Source organism: Dongia mobilis (assembly GCF_004363235.1).
In the GTDB taxonomy this organism is placed as follows: Bacteria; Pseudomonadota; Alphaproteobacteria; order Dongiales; family Dongiaceae; genus Dongia; species Dongia mobilis.
Window position 1 is genome coordinate 101,112 of record NZ_SNYW01000002.1, and the last position, 21,782, is coordinate 122,893.

The window sequence follows — 21,782 nt, forward strand, 5'->3', positions numbered from 1 at the left end:
ATCTAGCTGATTTCACACCGATCGTGTGGATTGAAATCGAAGCCAAGGAGGAAGCGCCTGATGACGAGTGCCAATAAGCCCGCGGCCGGCAAGCCGGAAGTCCATGGCTTCTTCGATCCCGACACCTTCACGGTCAGCTATGTCGTCATCGACCCCGCGACCGGCAAGGCCGCGATCATCGATTCGGTGCTGGATTTCGACCCCGCCTCGGGTCGGACGAAGACGGAATCCGCCGATCGGCTGATTGCCTTCGTCCGCGAGCGCGGCCTCAGCGTCGAATGGCTGCTGGAAACCCATGTTCATGCCGACCATCTTTCCGCGGCCCCCTATCTCAAGGAAAAGCTCGGCGGCACGCTCGCCATCGGCACCGAGATCGTCACCGTGCAGAACACCTTCGGCAAGGTTTTCAATGCCGGCACCGAATTCGCCCGCGACGGCCGCCAGTTCGAACGCCTGCTGAAGGACGGCGACAGCTTCGCACTGGGCGGCATTCCGGCCCGCGCCCTGCACACGCCCGGCCATACGCCGGCCTGCATGACCTATCTGATCGGCGATGCGGGCTTTGTCGGCGACACGCTCTTCATGCCGGATTACGGCACGGCGCGCTGCGACTTCCCCGGCGGCAGCGCCGCCATCCTCTACCGCTCGATCCAGAAGATCTTCGCCCTGCCCGACGAGACGCGCCTCTTCATGTGCCACGACTATCTGCCCAAGGGCCGCTCGGAATATGTCTGGGAAACCACGGTGGGCGAGGAGAAGCGCCACAACATCCATGTCGGCGCCGGCAGGAGCGAGGCCGAGTTCGTCGCCATGCGCGAGGCGCGCGACAAGCAGCTCGACATGCCGCGCCTGATCCTGCCCTCGGTCCAGGTGAACATGCGCGCCGGCCACATGCCGCCGGCGGAGGAGAACGGCATCTCCTATCTCAAGCTGCCGGTGAACGCGCTCTAGCGGCGCAGACAACAACCAGACGCACAACCCAGCGGCGGGCCGGTGATTCCGGCCGGCCGCAACGGAGGAGACTTGCCATGCAACAGATGCGCCGGCTCACCCCCTTCCTCAGTGTCGCACCGCAGATCAGCGAGGCCGATATCGGCACGCTGGCATCGCGTGGCTATCACGCCATCATCAACAACCGCCCGGACAATGAGGGCGAAGGCCAGCCGCCGGCTGCGGCACTCGCCGCGGCGGCCCGGCGCCACGGCCTCGATTACCGCCATATCCCGGTCGTCTCCGGCCAGGTGACCGATGCCGACATCGCCGCCTTTCGGGAGGCCATGGCCGAGATCAAGGGACCGGTGCTTGCCTTCTGCCGCACCGGCACGCGCTCGACCACGCTCTGGGCGCTGACCGAGGCGGCGCGCCTCGATCCCGCGGTGATCATCGGCACCGCCGCCGATGCCGGCTATGACCTCAACCCGCTGCGCCCGCGCCTCGAGGCGCTGTGGCAGGCGGGCGCCGACGCAACGACGACGCCGGCGACACCGACGCCGAAGCCGGCGGCGCGCCGCTTCGACATCGTCGTGGTGGGTGGCGGTGCCGCCGGCTGCGCGGTGACGGCGAGCCTCCTCAAGCGCCGGCGTCGGCTCGACATCGCCATCATCGAACCGAAGGAGATCCATTACTACCAGCCCGGCTGGACCCTGGTGGGTGGAGGCGTCTTCGACCGCGCCGCCACCTCGCGCCCGATGCAGGCCTGCATCCCCGCCGGTGCCAAATGGATCAAGGCGGCGGTGGCCGGTTTCGAGCCCGCCGCCAACCAGGTGATCCTGGAGGATGGCAGTGCTGTGGGCTATGACGCCCTCATCGTCGCCGCCGGGCTGGAACTGCGCTGGGACATGATCGAGGGGTTGCGCGAGACCCTGGGGCGCAACGGCGTCACCTCGAACTATCTCTTCGACCTCGCCCCCTATACCTGGGAGCTGGTGCAGAACCTCAAAGGCGGCACCGCGCTCTTCACGCAGCCGCCGATGCCGATCAAATGCGCCGGTGCGCCGCAAAAGGCGATGTACCTCTCCTGCAATCACTGGGAACGCCAGGGCCGCCTCAAGGAGATGAAGGTCGAGCTCAACAATGCCGGCGGCGTCCTTTTCGGCGTTGCCGATTACGTGCCCAGCCTGATGAGATATGTCGAGCGCTACGGCGCCAATCTGGCCTTCAACTCGAATTTGAAGGCGGTGGACGGCCATGCCAGGACGGCCACCTTCGAGGTGAAGCAGGCCGATGGGTCGCTCACCCGCGTGACCAAGCCGTTCGACATGATCCATGTGGTGCCGCCGCAGACGGCGCCCGAATTCATCCGCAAATCGCCGCTCGCCGACAATGCCGGCTGGGTCGATGTCGATCCCGAGACCCTGCGCCACAAATCCTTCGGCAATGTCTTCGCGCTGGGCGATGTCGGCTCGACCCCCAACGCCAAGACCGCCGCCGCCGTGCGCAAGCAGGCGCCGATCGTCGCGGTCAATGCGCTGGCCATGCTGGATGGCGGCGAGCCGCGCGCCGTCTATGACGGCTATGGCTCCTGCCCCCTGACGGTCGAGCGCGGCAAGGTGGTGATGGCCGAGTTCGGCTATGGCGGCAAGCTGCTGCCGAGCTTCCCGTGGGATTCCACCAGGCCGCGCTGGAGCGCCTGGTTCGCTAAGGTCTCGCTGCTGCCCTGGCTCTATTTCGACGTCATGCTGAAGGGCCGCGAATGGCTGGCCAGCCCGCGCATCCTGCCGCACCGGCCGCAGCCGCATGAGGCGGCGGCCGCCTGCATCGACCCCGGCGCGCAGAAACTGAAGTGATGAAAGCGCGATGATGCGACCCGCCTCGCCGCTTGAACGCTGGCTGCCCTGCCTGGTCTGGGGCCGCCAATACTCGGCCGAGAATTTCGGCCATGACCTGCTGGCGGCGGTGATCGTCACCATCATGCTGATCCCGCAGAGCCTCGCCTACGCCATGCTGGCCGGACTGCCGCCTTATATCGGGCTCTATGCCAGCATCCTGCCGCTCGTTGCCTATGGCCTCTTCGGCACCAGCCGCACGCTGGCGGTGGGGCCGGTCGCCGTCATTTCGCTGATGACGGCGGCCGCCGCCGCCAAGGTGGCCGCACCGGGTTCGCCTGCCTATATCGAGGCGGCCCTCATCCTGGCCTTCCTTTCCGGCCTCATCCTCGTCGCCATGGCGGTGATGCGCCTCGGCTTCCTCGCCAATTTCCTCAGCCATCCGGTGATCTCCGGTTTCATCAGCGCCTCCGGCCTCCTCATCGCCGCCGGGCAGCTGAAGCATATCCTCGGCATACCGGCCGGGGGCGAGACACTGCCGCAGATCGCTAGCGCCCTCGCCGCCCGGATCGACGGCACCAACCTGCCGACCCTCCTCATCGGCGGTTTCGCCACCCTCTTCCTCTTCCTTGTGCGCCGGTCGCTGAAAAAGCTGCTTATGCGGATGGGCCTCCCCGCGCGGGCCGCCGACCTGTTCGCCAAGGCCGGGCCGGTCTTCGCCATCATCGTCTCGATCCTGCTGGTGCGGCAGTTCGACCTCGCCGCCGCCGGTGTCAGGATCGTCGGCAGCATCCCGCAGGGCCTGCCACCCCTTACCCTGCCGCGCCTGGATACGGCGCTCTGGGCCGATCTTCTGCCGGCCGCCCTGCTGCTCAGCCTGGTCGGCTTCGTCGAATCGATCTCGGTCGCGCAGACGCTGGCCGCCAAGAGGCGCCAGCGCATCACGCCCGATTCCGAATTGCTCGGCCTCGGTGCCGCCAATCTCGCCGCCGCCTTCAGCGGCGGTTATCCGGTGACCGGCGGCTTCGCCCGCTCGGTGGTAAATTTCGACGCCGGGGCGGTGACGCCGCTGGCTGGCGGCCTGACCGCCATCTTCATCCTGCTCACCACCCTGTTCCTGACGCCGCTGTTCCACGATCTGCCGCAGGCGGTGCTTTCCGCCACCATTATCGTCGCGGTGCTGTCGCTGGTCGATCTTCGCGCCCTGCCGCGAGTCTGGCGCTATTCGCGCCACGATTTCGTCGCCATGGCCGCCACCATGGTCGTCGTGCTGGGTGTGGGCGTCGAGGCCGGCATCGTGACCGGCGTTGCCCTGTCGCTCGTTCTCTTCCTGTGGCGCACCAGCCGGCCGCATGTGGCGATCGTCGGCCTGGTGCCGGGCAGCGAGCATTTCCGCAATGTCGAGCGCAATGCTGTGCTGGTGAGCGAGAGCGTGCTCTCGATCCGCATCGACGAGAGCCTCTATTTCGCCAATGCCCGCGCCCTTGAGGACCGCATCTATGCCGAGATGGCGGAGCGGCCTTCCCTGCGTCATGTCGTGCTGATGTGCCCGGCGGTCAACCTGATCGATGCCAGCGCGCTGGAAAGCCTGGAGGCGATCCAGCAGCGCCTGAAGGATGCCGGCATCACCTTCCATCTGTCCGAGGTCAAGGGACCGGTGATGGACGCCCTCGCCGGCACCGCCTTCCTCGACCATCTGCGGCATGACGGCGGGCGCATCTTCCTCAGCCAGTATGCCGCCGTGGCGGCACTCGATCCCGACCTCGTCGCCGGGCGCCGCGCCGATGGCAGCAAGGCAACGCTGTCCGAGCCCAGCATCGCTCCCGCCATGGCCTCGGCCAAATGAACAGCGCAGGCGATCATCCCGCACCCAAGAAGCGCCTTGACGGGGCGGCCCGGTTTTCCACATATTGCGGCCCGAGGGGTTGACCGCGATCGCCCCATGAGGCCCCGGCCAGAGTATCGCGTCCTGTCTCCCGACTACGGAGTGGACGTATCATGCCCGGTCCCAACTCGATCTCCCCGCAACAGCTTTCCCGCCTGGTCGGCACGGCCGATGCGCCTGGCCTCATCGATGTCCGCCTGGACGAGGATTTCGCCGCCGATCCCCGCCTCCTCCCCGCTTCGCGGCGGCGCGACTATGCGCGCGTCGCCGACTGGGCGGCGGAATATCGGAACCGTCACGTCGCCGTCATCTGCCAGAAGGGGCTGAAGCTCAGCCAGGGTGTCGCCGCCTGGCTGCGCCAGGAGGGCGTCGCGGCCGAGACCCTCGAGGGCGGGTTTGCCGCCTGGTCGGAATCCGGCCAGATGCTGGTCAAGGATGCCGCCTTTCCGCCGCGCGATGGCAAGGGCCGCACCATCTGGGTGACGCGGGCGCGGCCCAAGATCGACCGCATCGCCTGTCCCTGGCTGATCCGCCGCTTCATCGACCGCGACGCCGTCTTCCTCTATGTCGCCGCCTCCGAAGTGAAGGCGGTGGCCGAGCGCTTCAATGCGACGCCCTTCGACATCGATGGCGTGTTCTGGAGCCATCGCGGCGAGGCGTGCACCTTCGACGTGATGCTGCAGGAATTCGGCCTCGCCGCGGAACCGCTGGCACATCTTGCCACCATCGTGCGCGGCGCCGATACCGACCGGCTCGACCTCGCCCCACAGGCCGCCGGATTGCTGGCTGCCTCGCTCGGCCTCTCGCGCATGTACAAGGACGATCTTGCCCAGCTCGAGGCCAGCATGCTGCTCTATGATTCCTTCTACCGCTGGTGCCGCGACGCGGTAGACGAGAATCATACCTGGCCGGCACCGAATGGCGGTCGGCGATGAACCATTCGACCCCGCAGGTCAGCCTGCCCAACTTTGCCACCGCCTTGCGTGTCTGGGCGAAGATCGGCCTCCTCTCCTTCGGCGGACCGGCCGGGCAGATCGCGCTCATGCACCGCATCGTGGTGGATGAACTGCAATGGGTAGGCGAGCGGCGCTTCCTGCAGGCGCTCAACTTCTGCAACCTGCTGCCGGGGCCGGAGGCGCAGCAGCTCGCCACCTATCTCGGCTGGCTGATGCATGGGGTCAGGGGCGGACTGGCCGCGGGCCTGCTCTTCATCCTGCCCGGCGCGCTCGTCATGTTGGGGCTTTCCGTCCTCTATGTGACGCTGGGTGATGTGCCGCTGGTGGCGGCGCTGTTCTTTGGCCTGAAATGCGCCGTCCTCGTCCTCGTGGTGGAAGCGCTGATCCGCATCGGCAGGCGTGCCCTCAAGGGAAAGGCCGCCTATGCGATGGCGGTGGCCGCCTTTGTCGCCCTCTTCCTCTTCCATCTGCCATTTCCGCTGGTGGTGTTGGGGGCGGCCGTCATCGGCGCCGCCTTGCCGCGCCATTTCCACGGCGGCGGACACGGCATCGGCGGCGCGGGCAACGACGCGCTCATCGACCGGCTGCTGAGCGCCGATCCCGACCTCGCGCGCCGCCAGGCACGAGGCGCCAGGCGCGCCGGTGGCACGGCACTCGCCCTCTGGCTCGTTCCCGTCGCAATCCTCGTTTTTGTTGTCGGCGGGACCTATGGCGACATCGCCGCCTTCTTCACCAAGATGGCGGTGGTCACGGTGGGTGGCGCCTATGCGGTGCTGGCCTATGTGGCACAGGACGCCGTCGGCACCTATCAATGGCTGAGCTCGGCCGAGATGCTGACCGGTCTGGGCTTTGCCGAAACCACGCCGGGCCCCCTGATCCTGGTGCTGCAATTCGTCGGCTTCCTCGCCGGGCATGGGGCGACGAGCGGTCCTGCCGGCATGGTGGGCGCGCTGCTGGCGTGCCTGCTCACCCTCTGGGTCACCTTCGCGCCCTGCTTCGCCTTCGTCTTCCTGGGGGCACCAGTGATCGAGAAGATCCAGGGCAACCGGGCGCTCTCGGCCAGCCTTGCCGCCATCACTGCGGCGGTGGTCGGCGTCATCGCCAACCTTGCCCTCTGGTTTTCCCTGCGCGTGCTCTTCGCCGAGGTGGCGCTACTCGATCTCGGTTTCCTGCGCCTGGAATTGCCGATCCTGGCGAGCCTCGACTGGCGGGCGGCAGCCCTCTCCGTCCTCGCCGCCCTCGCCCTCTTCAGCTTCCGACTTGGCGTGGTCAGAACTCTCGCGGTCACCTCGGTGGGCGGGCTCGTATTGGCGTTCCTGTGAAAGAAAAAGGGGCGGCTGACGCCGCCCCCAACTCCGTTCGCATGGTTTCTTCTTGTCGTTGATTATCGCGCAAGGTCGAAGCGGTCGAGTTCCATCACCTTGGCCCAGGCGGCGACGAAATCGGCGACGAACTTCTTTTGCGCGTCGGCGCTGCCATAGACTTCGGCCAGCGCCCGCAGGACCGCATGCGAGCCGAAGACCAGATCGACGCGGGTGCCGGTCCACTTGACCTCGCCGGTCTTGCGGTCGCGGCCTTCATAGACCTCCTTCGCATCGCTGGTCGCCTTCCATTCCGTGCCCATGTCGAGGAGGTTGACGAAAAAGTCGTTGCTGAGCGTTTCCTGGCGCCTGGTGAAGACGCCATGCGCGGCACCGCCGGCATTGCCGCCCAGCACGCGGAGGCCGCCCACCAGCACGGTCATCTCCGGCGCCGTCAGGGTGAGGAGCTGCGCCTTGTCGACCAGCATGTGCTCGGCAATGCTGGCCGCCCGTCCCTTGGCATAGTTGCGGAAGCCGTCGGCTAGGGGTTCCAGCACGGCGAAGGATTCGACATCGGTCTGGGCAGCACTGGCATCCATGCGGCCGGGATTGAAGGGCACAGTCACGTCATGGCCGGCCTTCTTTGCCGCCGCCTCAACCGCGGCATTGCCGCCCAGCACGATGAGATCGGCCAGCGACACCTTCTTGCCGCCGCCGGCCGCCTTGTTGAACGCGGCCTGGATGCCCTCGAGGGCGGCGAGCACCTTGGCGAGCTGCTTGGGCTGGTTGACTTCCCAATCCTTCTGCGGGGCGAGGCGGATGCGCGCCCCATTGACGCCGCCCCGCTTGTCGGAGCCGCGGAAGGTCGAAGCCGCGGCCCAGGCGGTCTGCACCAGTTCGGCCACCGAGAGGCCGGCGGCGAGGATCTTAGCCTTGAGATCGGCCGCATCCTTCTCGTCGATCAGCTTGTGGTCGACAGCCGGGACCGGATCCTGCCAGATCAGCTCTTCCTGCGGCACTTCGGCGCCCAGATAGCGGGCGCGCGGGCCCATGTCGCGATGGGTCAGCTTGAACCAGGCGCGGGCGAAGGCGTCGGCGAATTGGTCCGGGTTCTCGTGGAAGCGGCGCGAGATCTTCTCGTAGGCGGGATCGACGCGCAAAGCGAGATCGGTGGTCAGCATGGAGGGCGTGCGGCGCTTGTTTGGATCGAACGGGTCCGGCACGGAATTGGCGCCCGCACCACCCTTCGGCACCCATTGATGGGCGCCGGCCGGGCTCTTGGTCAGCTCCCATTCATAGCCGAACAGGTTCCAGAAGAAATTGTTGCTCCATTTGGTCGGCGTCGTGGTCCAGATCACCTCGAGGCCGCTGGTGATGGCGTCGGCACCCTTGCCGCTGCCATAGGTGCTGGTCCAGCCGAGGCCCTGCTCGGCGAGATCGGCCCCTTCCGGCTCCACGCCGACATGGCTCGCCGGACCCGCGCCATGGGTCTTGCCGAAGGTGTGACCGCCGGCGATGAGGGCCACGGTCTCCTCGTCATTCATCGCCATGCGGGCGAAGGTCTCGCGGATGTCCTTGGCGGCGGCGAGCGGGTCGGGATTGCCGTTCGGGCCTTCCGGGTTGACGTAGATCAAGCCCATCTGCACGGCCGCCAGCGGGTTCTCGAGATCGCGTTCGCCCGAATAGCGCTTGTCGCCAGCCAGCCACTTGCTCTCCGAACCCCAATAGACGTCCTTGTCCGGCTCCCACACATCAGCGCGGCCGCCGGCAAAACCGAAGGTCTTGAAGCCCATCGATTCCAGCGCCACGTTGCCGGCCAGGATGATGAGGTCAGCCCAGGAAATTTTGCGGCCATATTTCTGCTTCACCGGCCAGATCAGGCGCCGCGCCTTGTCGAGGCTGACATTGTCGGGCCAGGAATTCAGAGGCGCGAAGCGCTGCTGCCCGCCGCCGGCGCCGCCGCGCCCATCGGCGATGCGATAGGTACCGGCGGAATGCCAGGCCATGCGCACGAAAAGCGGCCCATAATGGCCGAAATCAGCCGGCCACCAATCCTGCGACTGCGTCATCAGCGCCTTGAGGTCGGCCTTCACCGCGGCGAGGTCGAGGCTCTGGAATTCCTTGGCGTAGTCGAAATCCTCACCCATCGGGTCGGTGCGCTCGTTGTGCTGCGAGAGCATGTCGATGCGCAACTGATTGGGCCACCAATCCTTGTTCGAGGTGCCGCCGGTCGCGGCCTGGTGGAAGGGGCATTTCGCTTCGGCTTTGATTTCGTTCATTGCTGCGGCTCCTTGCTGGCTTGTCTTCGTCATCTTGCGCTGCTGGGTGTTTCAGGCGCATGTCTTGGAGCGCATCTTGGACCCCCGGGCGGCGCGCGGGAAATTGATTGTCCCGAACGTCGTGATGGAGAGAATCGATCGATCCCGGTGCGGGTTCCCGCAGGCGGTTGTTGCACCTGCACTACGACGATGGTCGGTATTAACGCGGCCAGTCCTTTAACCCAGCATTAAGCGGGCGATGGCTAGGGTCGGGCCTGATGCAACGCATCAAATGATTAACTTTTTCCGGGCATGACGGATGCGATTCAAGCTGAGCATCGCCAGGGCGATCGTCCTTTTCGGCATCCTCATCATCGGCGGTTTCGCCGCGATCTTCGGCACCTCCCACCTGGCCTTGGGCGAATTGAAGATCGGCGGTCCGCTCTATCGCCAGATCGTGCTGGGCAAGGACCTCATCGCCGACATCCTGCCGCCGCCGGAATACGTGATCGAATCCTATCTGGAAGCGACGCTGGCGCTGCACAACCCGGAGGAATTGCCGGCCCGGCGGGACCGCCTTGCCACCCTCAGGGCCGATTACGAGGCGCGCCACGCCTTCTGGCTAACATCGGACTTTAATCCCAGTCTTACCCGGCGGCTGACCGAAGCAAGCCATGCCGAAGTGACGAGGTTCTACCAGGCGATCGACCGCCTGCTGCTGGCCGTCGCCGCGGGCGATGCGGCAGCGGCCGGCGCCGCCTATGCCGAGGTGACGGCGGCCTATCTTGCCCATCGCGCCATCGTCGACGAGATCGTCGCCGGCGCCACTGCCGCCAATGCCGAGATCGAGGCCGAAGCCGAAGCCGCCAACCGCCATTTCACGCTGATAAACTGGCTGGTCACGGCGGCGGTCGTGGCACTGGTGGCGGGCGGGCTCGCCCTCATCGGCCTTGGCCTCGTGCGGCCGCTCATCCGCATGACCGCCAGCATGACGGCATTGGCCCAGGGCGACCGCAGCGTCGCCATTTCCGCCACGACGCGCCGCGACGAGATCGGCGACATGCTGCGCGCGATCGCCGTGTTCCGCGACCAGGCGGAGGAGAACGAGCGCCTGCGCACCGAGCAGGAAGAAGAGCGCAAGCGGACCGACGAGCTGCTGAAATCGGAGATGCTGCAACTGACCGAGACGCTGGAGCATGAGGTGAAGGAGACGGTGGGCGACATTTCCGTCCAGGCCGCCAAGCTCACCGACAATGCCACCCAGTTGCGCCGCACCGCCGAGCAATTGCGCGCGATGGCGCTGGAGGTCAACCAGCTGGTCGATTCCACCAGCCGCAATGTCGACACCGTCGCCAGTGCCACCGAGGAGCTCGAGGCCTCGAGCCGCGCCATCAGCGCGCAGATCGACAATTCCAGCAAACTGGCGGCGGGTGCGCGCGACGGCGCGGAAGTCGCCAACCGCGAAGTCACCGGCCTGGCCGAGACGGCGTCGAGCATCGGCAATGTCGTCGGAATGATCCAGGAGATCGCCGCACGCACCCGCATGCTGGCGCTGAATGCCACGATCGAGGCGGCGCGGGCGGGCGAGATGGGCAAGGGCTTCGCCGTGGTGGCGGATGAGGTCAAGAGCCTCGCCCGCCAGACCGAAGACGGCATCGCCCAGGTCAATGCCCAGGCCGAGGGGATCACGCAATCGACCGCCAAGGCGGTGGGCCTGGTCGACCATGTGGCGGGCGGCATCCGCGACATCGACGCGGTGACGCAGGAGGTGGCACGCGCCAGCGAGGAGCAGCGCGCCGCCACCGCCGAGATCATGCAGAGCGCGGGCGAGGCCGCGCGCGCCACCCGCTCGGTCGCCGACAACATGGCGCGCATGCTGGGCGATGTCGAAAGCACCGGCCAGACCGCCGGCCAGGTGAACGACCTTTCCTTGCTGGTCAGCCGCGACATCGCCGCCCTGCAGCAGCGGCTTTATGTCATCCTGCGCTCCTCGGTCGGCGGCAACCGCCGCAATACCCCGAGGCGCACCGCCGCCATCGCCTTCCGGGGTACCTTCGGCGGCCAGACGGTAACCGGCTTCACCGGCGACGTGTCGCCGGCCGGCGTGATGGTGGTGGCGGACAACAATGTCGCCCTGCAGCCCGGCGAAGGCACGGCCGAACTCAAGGATGTCGGCCGCTTCCGCGCGCGGCTGGTGGCGCAGGATCCGCTTGGCATCCATATCCAGTTCCTGGAACCGGGCCAGGACGAACTGGCAGCGCTGGAAGCCAAGCTGGAAGCCACCGGCCGCGAGGACGAGCCTTATATGAAGCTGGCGGACGAGGTGGCGGGTGCCGCCAGTGCGGCGCTCGACCAGGCGCTCAGGGAGCGCGCGATCACGCCCGAGGCGCTCTTCGACGTCGACTACGAACCCATTGCCGGAACCGATCCCTTGCAGGTGATGGCGCGGCATACCGAACTGGTCGAGCGCCTGTTCCCGCCGCTGATCGAACCGCCGCTCGGCCGCGATGCGCGCATCGTCTTTTGCTGCGTCATCGACCGCAAGGGCTACATCGCCGCCCACAACAAGAAATACTCGCTGCCGCAGAAGCCGGGCGAAACGTTGTGGAACATGGCAAACTCCCGCAACCGGCGCATCTATACCGACCGCGCCGGCACCATGGCCGGCCGCGCCACGCGCACCCTCGTGCAGACCTATGCGCGCGACATGGGCGGCGGCAAATTCGTCGTGCTGAAGGAAATCGACGCGCCGATCCAGGCCGGCGGCCGGCATTGGGGGGCGGTGCGCCTAGCGTTGAAACTGTCGTGACGGGCGGAACGTAGCGGGCGGAACGTGACGAACCGGCGGCAATCGCCTATACCAGCAGCGAATGGCTGAGCCAGCACCCGAGCCAAGCCCCTTTCTCACGGAGCCTGGTATGACTGCCGCATCGGATAGCCCATCCGTCACCACAGCCCCCGTCATCACGCCGCGGGGCATGGAACTGCCCGCCGGCGCCGGCCAGCCGGTGGATGCGCGCGGGCTCGCCTGCGACCTCTTGCGCCGGGCGCGGGCCGGCGTGCTCTCGACCCTCGATCCCGGCGGCTATCCCCTGGGCTCGGTCACCAACATCGCCACCATGCCGGACGGGACCCCGTTCTTCTTCGCGGCCCTGCTCGCCGTGCATGCACGCAATGTGCTGAAGGACCCGCGCGCCTGCCTCACCTTGGCGGATCTGGGCACGGGCGATGCCTTGGTGCGGCCGCGTCTCGGCCTGGTGGGTCGGGTCGAAATGCTGGAAGGCGATCTCGATTCCTGGCGGCAGCGTTATCTGCGCCGCCATCCGAAGGGCAAGCTCTATCTGGCGCTCCCCGATGCGCGCCTCTTCCGCCTCAGGATCGAGGGGGTGCATCTGGGCGCCGGCCCCGGCCGCAACGCCGCACAGCTGGCGCCCGCCGATCTCGTCACCGACATCAACGGCGCCGAGGAACTGATGACGCGGGAAGATGACTTGATTGCCGAGTTCAATGCCGCGCCCGATCTCCTGGAACGGCTTGCCTTGGCCGGCGGCCTTGCCGTCGGGCGCTGGAAGGTGGTGGGGATCGACCCCGAGGGCTTGGACCTGATGGATGGCGACGCCACCGGCCGCTTCACCTTCAAGGCCCGTGTCACCGATGCGGCGTCCCTGCACGCCGCCCTCGCCGCAGCCTGAGCGCGGGCGCGCACGTTGCCATGACCGAAAGCTCACAAACGGAGCAGCTGCCGGACGAGATCGCCGCGGCCTTCGGCCGGTTGTCCGCCTGGTGCGGCGAGGCGGCGCTGGGCGAGACCGGCAGGCGGGCCGATGGCACTCTCGACAACAATCTGGGCGCCCTCGCCTTTGCCGATTTCTTCGCCGCCTTCTGCGACCGGCTCAACACCTGGCTGGGGCCGTTTGCCCGCATCTCGCTCGCCTTCGAGGTGCTGCACCCGGAACTTTCCGGCGGCACGCTCTACTGGCGCGACGGTGTCGTCGAGAAGTCGCAGGTGATGCGCGCACAGATTCTGAGCTTCATGGATTACCTCAAATCCCCGGTCTACGAGGCGGAACAGACCAACCGCCCCTGGCGCTGGCGCGCCACCGATCCCGTACCGGACATGGAACTGATCCGCAGCCTCCACGACCAGGGTGTGAGCGACTACATCCTCTTTCCGCTGCCGATCCAGGACACCAACCGCACCACCACCATGTCGTTTGCGACCCGGCGGAAGGGCGGCTTTGCCGAACTGGGCGGGGCTGATGACGGCCTTCATCTGCTCCGCCGCGTCGCCTGGCTGATGACGCCCTTTGCCGAGCGCGTGGCGCTTCGCCTCATCGCCATCGACCTGCTCGATTCCTATGTCGGCAAGGTGGCGGGCAGCCGCGTCTATGCCGGCCAGATCGAACGCGGCGCGGTCGAGCCGATCGACGCCGCCATCCTGGTCGCCGATCTCAGGGGCTTCACGCGCTTGAGCGAAGAATTGGGCGAGAGTGCCACGGTCGGCCTGCTCAACGGCTATTTCGACACGCTGGGCGATGCCGTCGAGGAGACAGGCGGACAGATCCTGAAATTCATGGGCGACGGGTTGCTGGCGGTCTTCCCGCTCGAGGACGGCGACCGCCGATCGGCCTGCATCCGCGCGCTGGGCGCGGCGCAGCAGGCGCGCCGCAATCTTGCCACCCTCAATCGGGAACGCGGCGAGGACGGCAAGCCGGCGATCGATTTCGGCATCGGCCTCCATGTCGGCACCGTCGCCTTCGGCAATATCGGCAGCCGCACGCGGCTCGATTTCACCGTGATCGGCCCGGCCGTCAACGAAGCGAGCCGCATCCAGGACCTGACCAAGGAATTGCGTGAACCGATCCTTGCCTCCGGCAGTTTCGCAGCGGCGGCGGGAAGCGGCCTGTATCCTGTCGCCACACGGGCCATTCGCGGCGTCGCCCAGCCGGTCGAGCTCTTCGCGCCGAATTGAGCCGGGCGGACCGGGCGCTTTTGCCGCATGCGGCCAAATGCGTGATGTGCATCAAGCGGCAATGCTTGTTAGAGTTATTCCATTCCAATGCCCATGCCCGATTGCCCGACGCAGCGGGATGACGGCATGGCGGCTGACCCCGCGCCTCAGCCGGCGCGGAAGGAGCAGGTGATGGATGCGCTGATCCTGGCCCGGATCCAGTTTGCGGCCAATATTTCATTCCACATCCTCTTTCCCACCATCACCATTGCGCTGGGCTGGGCGCTGCTGTTCTTCAAGCTGAACCATGACCGTGTCCGTGCCGCCGGCGGGGACGCTGCCCCCTGGATGGCGGCCTATCGCTTCTGGGTGAAGATCTTCGCCCTGTCCTTCGCCATGGGTGTCGTTTCCGGCATCACCATGAGTTTCCAGTTCGGCACCAACTGGCCGGGCTTCATGGAGAAGGTCGGCAATATCGCCGGGCCCCTGCTGGCCTATGAGGTGATGACCGCCTTCTTCCTGGAGGCGGTCTTCCTCGGCATCATGCTGTTCGGCTATCGCCGCGTGCCCAACTGGCTGCACACGCTGGCGACCGTGCTGGTGGCGGGCGGCACCACCGCCTCGGCCTTCTGGATTCTGGCACTCAATTCCTGGATGCACACGCCGGCCGGCTTCGAGCTGCGCGACGGTGTCGCCCATGCCACCGACTGGCTTGCCATCATCTTCAATCCCAGCTTTCCCTATCGCCTCGTCCACATGCTGCTGGCCTCGGGCCTCACCGTCAGTTTTCTGATGGCCGGGCTCTCGGCCCTGCGCTGGCTCTGGGGCGATCGCGGGCGGGATTGCGTCCTGGCGCTGAAGGCCGGCATCTATACGGCGGCGATCCTTATTCCGCTGCAGATCCTGGCGGGCGACCTCCACGGCCTCAACACGCTCGAGCACCAGCCGCAGAAGGTGGCGGCGATGGAAGCCAATTGGCAGACCGGGCCCAACGTACCCCTCATCCTCTTCGCCTGGCCCGACGAGACCGCGCGCGCCAACCATTTCGAGCTGGCGATTCCCAACGGCGCCAGCCTGATCCTGCGCCACCAGGCGGATGGCATCGTGCCGGGGCTCGACGATTACATCGGCAACCATCCGCCGGTGGCGCCGGTCTTCTTCGCCTTCCGCATCATGGTCGGTGTCGGCCTGCTGATGCTGCTCGTCTCCTGGGCGGCATCCTGGTACCTGCTGCGCCGCCGCGACTTACCAAAGTCGCTGCTCCTCGCCCTCGCCGGCATGAGCTTCTCCGGCTGGGTGGCGACTCTCGCCGGCTGGTATGTGACCGAGATCGGCCGCCAGCCCTGGCTGGTCACCGGTGTCCTTGCCACGGGCGAGGCGGCGAGCACCGTGCCGGCGCCGCTGATCGGCCTCAGCCTGGTCCTCTATCTCGCCGTCTACGCCGCTCTCATCATCGCCTATATGGTCGTGCTCACCCAATTGGCGCGCAAGGCGGCCAGGGGCGAGCAGCCGCGGGCCGACGAGAAGCTCGCCGCCGGCACCTTCGCGGCGGCGGAGTAGCGACGATGCTGCATCTCTTCGGCGACCCCGCCACCTGGCTGCCCTTCACCTTCGCCGCCCTGATGGGCATCTCGATCCTGGTCTATGTCGTGCTCGACGGTTTCGACCTCGGCATCGGCATGCTGTTCGCCCTCGGCGACGAGGCCGAGCAGGACCGCATGATGGCGGCGATCGGCCCCTTCTGGGACGCCAACGAGACCTGGCTGGTGCTGGCGGTGGGCCTGCTGCTGGTGGCCTTTCCCATCGCCCATGGCATCATCCTCTCGACCCTCTATCTGCCGGTAGCCCTCATGCTGATCGGCCTCATCCTGCGCGGCGTCGCCTTCGAATTCCGCGCCAAGGCATCGGGCCGCACGAAACGGCGCTGGAGCCGCATCTTCATCGCCGGCTCGGCCCTCACCGCCCTCACCCAGGGCTATATGCTCGGCAGCTACATCATGGGATTGCAGCAATCGCCCGCCACCATCGCCTTCGGGCTGATGACCGCGATCTGCCTTGTCGCCGGCTATGTCCTGGTGGGCGCCACCTGGCTCATCATCAAGACCGATGGCGCGTTGCAGCGCCGCGCCGTCGCCTGGGGCCGCCGGGCGCTTGCCTTCGTCGCCCTCGGCCTTGCCGCCATATCGGTGGCCTCGCCGCTGGTCAGCCCGCGCATCTTCGGCAAGTGGTTCGAGGGTTCCGCCTTGTTCTATCTCGCCCCGCTGCCGCTCGGCTCGGCGGCGATCCTCTTGGCCCTTTTCCTGCTACTCCGCCGCCTGCCCGATCCTGCCGACCGGCTGCGGCACCTGCCCTTCGCCGCGGTGACCCTGCTCTTCATCCTCGCTTTTGCCGGCCTCGCCTATTCCTTCTATCCCTATGTGGTGCCGGAACGCCTTACCCTCTATGCCGCCGCCGCCGCGCCGGAAAGCCTTGCCATCATCCTCTGGGGCGCCCTCTTCGTGCTGCCGGCGATCCTCGGCTATACCGCCTTGAGCTACCGCATCTTCCGCGGCAAGGCGACCACGCTCAGCTATGATTGACCTGACGTAACATATTGAAAAACATGAATTGCTGCGCAGCATAGTGTGCAGCAAGGGCGACCCCTGCCCCAGCCCGCTGAACCGCCGTCCGGCGTGCAGCGTAGACCTGTCGCAACAGGATGAGGGTGGGATCATGGGCGGCACCATCGTGATCGTCGGTGGGACAGGCGGGATCGGCGCGGCGCTGGCGCGGCGCCTCGCCGCCGATGGAAAACGGCTGCATCTGGTGGCGCGGGACGAGGCCAGGCTGATCGGCCTCGCCGAGGCGCTGGATGCCGGCTGGTCGAGTGCCGACGTGACCGATCCGGCGGAATTGGCCACGGCCCTCGGCGGCGTCGCGGGCCCGGTCGCGGGCCTTGCCTATGCCGTTGGCTCGATCAATCTGAAGCCGCTGCCGCGCCTCTCGGCCGAGGAGATGCTGGCCGATTTCCGCCTCAACGCTCTGGGCGCCGCCCTGGCCGTGCAGGCCGCCCTCCCCGGCCTGAAGGCTACCGAGACCGGTGCCGCCATCCTGCTCTATTCCAGCGTCGCGGCCGGGCGCGGCTTTCCCAACCACGCCTCGGTCGCCCTTGCCAAGGGTGCCGTCGAGGGGCTGACCCGGTCGCTTGCCGCCGAGCTGGCCCCGCGTATCCGGGTCAATTGCCTCGCCCCCTCTCTGGTGCGCACCGATCTCGCCCGGCCCTTGACCGGCAATCAACAGATGGCCGAGGCGATCGCCAGGCAACATCCCCTGCAGCGCCTCGGCGAGGCCGAGGATCTGGCCGGCCTCGGCGCGCTGCTGCTGTCGCCCGAAAGCGCCTGGATCACCGGCCAGGTGATCGGCGTGGATGGCGGCCGCGCCGCGCTTGCCGGGCGGGCATGAGGGCGCTCCGCCTCGTCCTCGGCGACCAGCTTTGCGACGACATCGCGGCCTTGCGCGGCCTCGATCCCGCGCAGGATGTCGTCCTCATGCTGGAGGTGGCGGCGGAGACCACCTATGTGCCGCATCACAAGCAGAAGCTGGTGCTGGTCCTCTCCGCCATGCGCCATTTCGCGGCGGAACTGATGGCGCGCGGGATTCGCGTCGACTACGTCGCCCTCGACGATCCCGCCAATACCGGCAGCTTCGACGGCGAGGTGGCGCGCGCCGTCGCCCGGCACCGGCCGGATCGCCTGATCGCCACCTTTCCCGGCGAATACCGCGTCCTTGCCATGATGCGCGGATGGCAGGGGGCGCTCGATCTTCCTGTCGAGATCCGCGAGGATGATCGCTTCTTCGTCACACCCGCCGCCTTCGCCGGCTGGGCCGAGGGGCGGCGCGAACTGCGCCAGGAGCATTTCTATCGCCGCCAGCGCATGGCAACCGGATTGCTGATGGAGAACGACAAGCCGGCCGGCGGCAGCTGGAATTTCGACCGCGCCAACCGCAAGCCCTGGCCGCGCGGCAAGGCACCGCCCACGCGCCGGCGTTTCCCGCCCGATGCGATCACGCGCGAGGTGATGGCGCTGGTGGCCGATCGCTTCGCCGGCCATTTCGGCACGCTCGACGAATTCGCCTGGGGCGTCACCCGCGCCGATGCCCTGCTGGCGCTTGACGATTTCATCGAACTCTCCCTGCCCCATTTCGGCGATCACCAGGATGCGATGCTGGCGGACGCGCCCTTCCTGCATCACGGCCTGCTCTCGCCCTATCTCAATCTCGGCCTCCTCGGCCCGCGTGAGGTTTGCGCGCGCGCCGTTTCCGCCTATCGCGCCGGCCGGGCGCCCATCAACGCGGTCGAGGGCTTCATTCGCCAGATCCTCGGCTGGCGCGAATATGTGCGCGGCATCTACTGGCACTTCATGCCGGATTACGCCGCCACCAACGCCCTTGCTGCCGATGAACCCCTGCCCGATTTCTACTGGAGCGGGGAAACCGCGATGGCCTGCGTCGCCGATACGGTGCGCGGCATCGCCGCCACCGGCTATGCGCATCATATCCAGCGCCTGATGGTGACCGGCAATCTCGCTTTGCTCTGGGGCGTCAGGCCCGCCGAGATCGAGGCCTGGTATCTCTCCGTCTTCGTCGATGCCTTCGACTGGGTGGAACTGCCCAACACCCATGGCATGGCGATCCATGCCGATGGCGGAATCATGACCTCGAAACCCTATTCCGCCTCCGGCGCCTATATCGCGCGCATGTCGAACTATTGCGGCCAGTGCCGCTATGACCCGAAGCGGCGGCACGGGCCGGATGCCTGTCCCATGACGACGCTCTATTGGGATTTCCTCGCCCGGCATCGCGCGCGCTTTGCGGCCCATCCGCGCCTGCGCCCGGTCATGCTGGCCCTCGACCGACTGCCGGCGGCGGAACTGGCGGCGATCCGCACCCAGGCCACGGCACTGCGCCGACGGGGCAGCGATCTCGGCCCTGACGATCTCGGCCCGGGCGAGCGCGGCGCCTTGGCACCGGCCGACCTCTTCGACCGTCCGAACATCTCCCGGCCGGCGTCGCGCGCAAGCCGGAGGTCGCGCGGCTGAGGGCGGCGTGCTAAAGGCTGGTCCTGCCGCAGCCAAGATTGTGCACGACCCCGCAATGACCGATTACATCGACACCTGGTATCGCCGCTCGCTCGTTGGCGAAACCGTTTATCCGCCGCGTGCCGGTCGCCACGAATTTGAGACCTGCGTCATCGGCGGCGGCCTTGCCGGTCTCTCCGCCGCCCATGACCTGGCCGCTTGCGGGCGCAGCGTCATCCTGCTGGAGGCGCGGCGCATCGCCTGGGGCGCATCGGGACGCAATGGCGGCTTCCTGACGCCGGGCTATGCCACCGGCCTCGACGCCATCGAAAGGCGGGTCGGGCGGGAGGCGGCCGACACGCTCTACCGTCTCTCCATGGAAGGTGTCGATATCGTGCGCGACCGCCTCGCCCAATGGCAGGTGCCGGGGTCGCATCTCAGTGCCGGTGTCATCTATGCGACGCGCTATGACAGCGGCGAGACGCTGCGCCGCGAGGCCGAAGTCGAGAACGCGCGCTTCGGCCGGCGGCTCCAATTCCTCGACCGCGACGCCCTCGGCGCGCGGCTCAATTCGACGCGCTATTTCCAGGCGCTGCTGGATCCCGAGGCCAGCCATTTCCATCCGCTGAACTATGCGCAGGCGCTGGCGGCGCGGATCACCGGGCAAGGCGGCACCATCGCCGAGGAGAGCCCGGCGCTGAAGGTTGAAAAACATGCCGGCGGCCATCTGGTGACCACGCCGCAAGCCCGCATCGCGGCGCGCCATGTGGTCTTCGCCGGCGGCGGCTATAGCGATGGCGTGGCGCCGGCCTTGGCCCGCGCCTTTCTCCCCATCGCCACCTATGTGATGCTGACCGAAAAACTGGGCGCGCGCGTGCACGAGATCATCCGCACGCGGGCGGCCATCGCCGATGATCGCCGCGCCGGCGATTACTACCGGCTGGTGGATGGCGACCGGCTGCTCTGGGGCGGGCGCATCACCACCGCGCGGAACGCCGATGCCACCGCCATCACCGCCAGCCTGCGGCGCCAGATGGTGGGCACCTATCCGGCCCTGGCCGATGCGAAGATCGAACTGGCCTGGTCCGGCCTCATGTCATATGCGCGGCACCTGATGCCGCAGATCGGGCGGCTGGAAGAAGGCCTCTGGTACTGCACCGGCTTCGGCGGCCACGGCCTCAACACGACGGCGGTAGGCGGTCGCCTTGTCGCCGAGGCGATCACGGGATCGAGCGACCGCTATCGCCACTTCGCCCCCTTCGGCCTCGCCTGGGCCGGAGGCCCCATCGGCCTCATGGCGGCGCAGGCGACCTATTGGTACCTGCAGGCGATGGATTGGTGGCGCGAGCGGCGCTGACGGTCGCCGGCTCAATTGCCGGCGAGATGGTCGTCGATGGTCTTGTAGGTGGCTTTCTGCTCGGCGCCGACGAATAGCCGGATGCATTCTGCCCCGGCCGATTTTGCGCAGGCATCGGCCGCTCTCCCGTCGAAACGCGTGCGCAAGGCAATGCCCCAGACACCCTTGGGACATGAAGAAGTACCGGAGACAGGTGCCTGGATGGGTGCTGTACAAGCGCTCGCGCCGTAATGGCGACCGTCGGACGAGACATAGAAATAGGCTGCAATGACGGCCGAATTCGTTGTTGCACTTTGGAACCCGTCCAGCGCCTGGGCCACCTTGCGCGAGAGGATGATGGTGCCGTCAGGCAGCGGGCTGTCGAATGCGGGTTCCGGCGGCAGGGCGGCCGATTGCGTGCCGCGGCTGGCGGCCTGCTGCAGCCCGGCCATGCGGCTCTGCGCCAGAGTCGCGAAATTGCCGGTGGGATAGGCGGCGAGATAAGCGGCGTAATCGTCCGGGTTGCTGCTGTTGGCGACACTGTTCCACAGCGCCTGGTCGGCCGCCGCGTCATAGGCAGGGGCGGCTGGGACGGCAGTCATGGCCGCGTTCTCGCTGCGTCCGGCAAAATAGAACGGCGCCATCAGCGAGGAACTGTCCCACGGCGTCTGCGCCCCCTGGGTGGCGCTGCTGACCCGGACCCGGATGTTGCGGAAGGATTCCTCGATCGCCTGGTTGGGCTTCACCACCTCGGCGGCGAAGGCCAGCGCGAAGGGCGAATTCGCGCCGGTACCATCGGCCGCGACATCGCCCGGCGCCGTCGAATAGGCGACGAAGGAGCCGTTCGGCGCGTCCATCCGCGCCAGGCCCCGCGTGCCCGAGCGGAAGCTGCGCGTCAGCGGGTTGTTGCGGCAGGCGTCGAGAATGACGATGCTGGTCTTCGGCATGGCGAATTCCATCTGCCGCAGGATGTTTTCCGCCGCCACCCCTTCGATATCGACATCGGCTTCCTTGCGGATATCGGCATTGACCGGGATCAGATAGTTGAAGCCGTTCACCTGCAGGCCGTGGCCGGCATAATAGAAGAGCGCGGTGGTTTCCGGACCGGCCTCTTCCAGCGCCGAGCCGAAATCGGCGATGGCGCGCTTCATGCTGCGCTGGTCGGCATCGTTGAGCAGCGTCACCTGGAAGCCGAGGCGCTCGAGGGTCTGCCTGACCAGTGCGCCGTCATTGGCCGGGTTGACCAGCGGATCCATGCCGCCGGTATATTTCG

Annotated in this window: 15 protein-coding genes; 13 read left to right on the forward strand and 2 right to left on the reverse strand. The window is 67.2% G+C overall.

From position 1 onward, the window contains the following. Nucleotides 1-60 precede the first annotated feature (60 nt). The 5 genes from A8950_RS01450 (at nt 61) to chrA (ending at nt 6,928) form a co-directional block, all read left to right on the forward strand. The gene (locus tag A8950_RS01450; protein ID WP_133611728.1) at nt 61-951 is read left to right on the forward strand and encodes an MBL fold metallo-hydrolase; all 891 of its coding nucleotides are present in this window, start codon (nt 61-63) and stop codon (nt 949-951) included. Nucleotides 952-1,028: 77 nt separating this feature from the next. Further along, on the forward strand, nt 1,029-2,786 hold the full coding sequence (locus A8950_RS01455; RefSeq protein WP_133611730.1) for a bifunctional protein tyrosine phosphatase family protein/NAD(P)/FAD-dependent oxidoreductase: 1,758 nt from the start codon (nt 1,029-1,031) through the stop codon (nt 2,784-2,786). A gap of 10 nt (nt 2,787-2,796) precedes the next feature. After that, on the forward strand, nt 2,797-4,611 hold the full coding sequence (locus A8950_RS01460; RefSeq protein ID WP_133611731.1) for a SulP family inorganic anion transporter: 1,815 nt from the start codon (nt 2,797-2,799) through the stop codon (nt 4,609-4,611). A gap of 152 nt (nt 4,612-4,763) precedes the next feature. Then, nucleotides 4,764-5,585, forward strand: coding sequence for a chromate resistance protein ChrB domain-containing protein (locus A8950_RS19730; protein ID WP_133611732.1), 822 nt, complete (start codon nt 4,764-4,766; stop codon nt 5,583-5,585). Then, nucleotides 5,582-6,928 carry a chromate efflux transporter gene (chrA, locus tag A8950_RS01470; protein ID WP_133611734.1) on the forward strand — a complete coding sequence of 449 codons (1,347 nt, stop codon included), beginning with the start codon at nt 5,582-5,584 and terminating at the stop codon, nt 6,926-6,928. Before A8950_RS19730 ends, chrA begins: the two co-directional genes overlap by 4 nt. Before the next feature lie 62 nt (nt 6,929-6,990). On the opposite strand, the gene katG is transcribed toward chrA, so the two are convergent. After that, nucleotides 6,991-9,186, reverse strand: coding sequence for a catalase/peroxidase HPI (gene katG, locus A8950_RS01475; protein ID WP_133611736.1), 2,196 nt, complete (start codon nt 9,184-9,186; stop codon nt 6,991-6,993). A gap of 298 nt (nt 9,187-9,484) precedes the next feature. On the opposite strand from katG, the gene A8950_RS01480 reads away from it, so the two are divergent. From A8950_RS01480 to A8950_RS01515, 8 genes are all read left to right on the forward strand, one after another. Then, on the forward strand, nt 9,485-11,974 hold the full coding sequence (locus A8950_RS01480) for a methyl-accepting chemotaxis protein (protein ID WP_133611737.1): 2,490 nt from the start codon (nt 9,485-9,487) through the stop codon (nt 11,972-11,974). Nucleotides 11,975-12,083: 109 nt separating this feature from the next. Continuing rightward, the gene (locus tag A8950_RS01485; RefSeq protein WP_133611739.1) at nt 12,084-12,857 is read left to right on the forward strand and encodes a HugZ family pyridoxamine 5'-phosphate oxidase; all 774 of its coding nucleotides are present in this window, start codon (nt 12,084-12,086) and stop codon (nt 12,855-12,857) included. 20 nt (nt 12,858-12,877) lie between these two features. Beyond that, nucleotides 12,878-14,137 carry an adenylate/guanylate cyclase domain-containing protein gene (locus A8950_RS01490; RefSeq protein ID WP_133611740.1) on the forward strand — a complete coding sequence of 420 codons (1,260 nt, stop codon included), beginning with the start codon at nt 12,878-12,880 and terminating at the stop codon, nt 14,135-14,137. Nucleotides 14,138-14,263: 126 nt separating this feature from the next. Then, entirely contained in the window at nt 14,264-15,676 is a 1,413-nt protein-coding gene (locus A8950_RS01495) for a cytochrome ubiquinol oxidase subunit I (RefSeq protein WP_243735496.1), read from the forward strand. Nucleotides 15,677-15,681: 5 nt separating this feature from the next. Beyond that, entirely contained in the window at nt 15,682-16,695 is a 1,014-nt protein-coding gene (locus tag A8950_RS01500) for a cytochrome d ubiquinol oxidase subunit II (protein ID WP_208109697.1), read from the forward strand. Nucleotides 16,696-16,828: 133 nt separating this feature from the next. After that, on the forward strand, nt 16,829-17,557 hold the full coding sequence (locus A8950_RS01505; RefSeq protein WP_133611742.1) for an SDR family NAD(P)-dependent oxidoreductase: 729 nt from the start codon (nt 16,829-16,831) through the stop codon (nt 17,555-17,557). After that, the gene (locus tag A8950_RS01510; RefSeq protein WP_133611743.1) at nt 17,554-19,194 is read left to right on the forward strand and encodes a cryptochrome/photolyase family protein; all 1,641 of its coding nucleotides are present in this window, start codon (nt 17,554-17,556) and stop codon (nt 19,192-19,194) included. The genes A8950_RS01505 and A8950_RS01510 overlap by 4 nt, the downstream gene beginning before the upstream one ends. A 55-nt stretch (nt 19,195-19,249) precedes the next feature. After that, nucleotides 19,250-20,530: an NAD(P)/FAD-dependent oxidoreductase gene (locus tag A8950_RS01515; RefSeq protein ID WP_133611745.1), complete on the forward strand. Its 1,281-nt coding sequence runs from the start codon at nt 19,250-19,252 to the stop codon at nt 20,528-20,530. An 11-nt stretch (nt 20,531-20,541) separates the two neighbouring features. On the opposite strand, the gene A8950_RS01520 is transcribed toward A8950_RS01515, so the two are convergent. Then, a partial coding sequence (locus A8950_RS01520; protein ID WP_133611747.1) for a caspase family protein occupies nt 20,542-21,782 on the reverse strand: 1,241 nt, incomplete at its 5' end.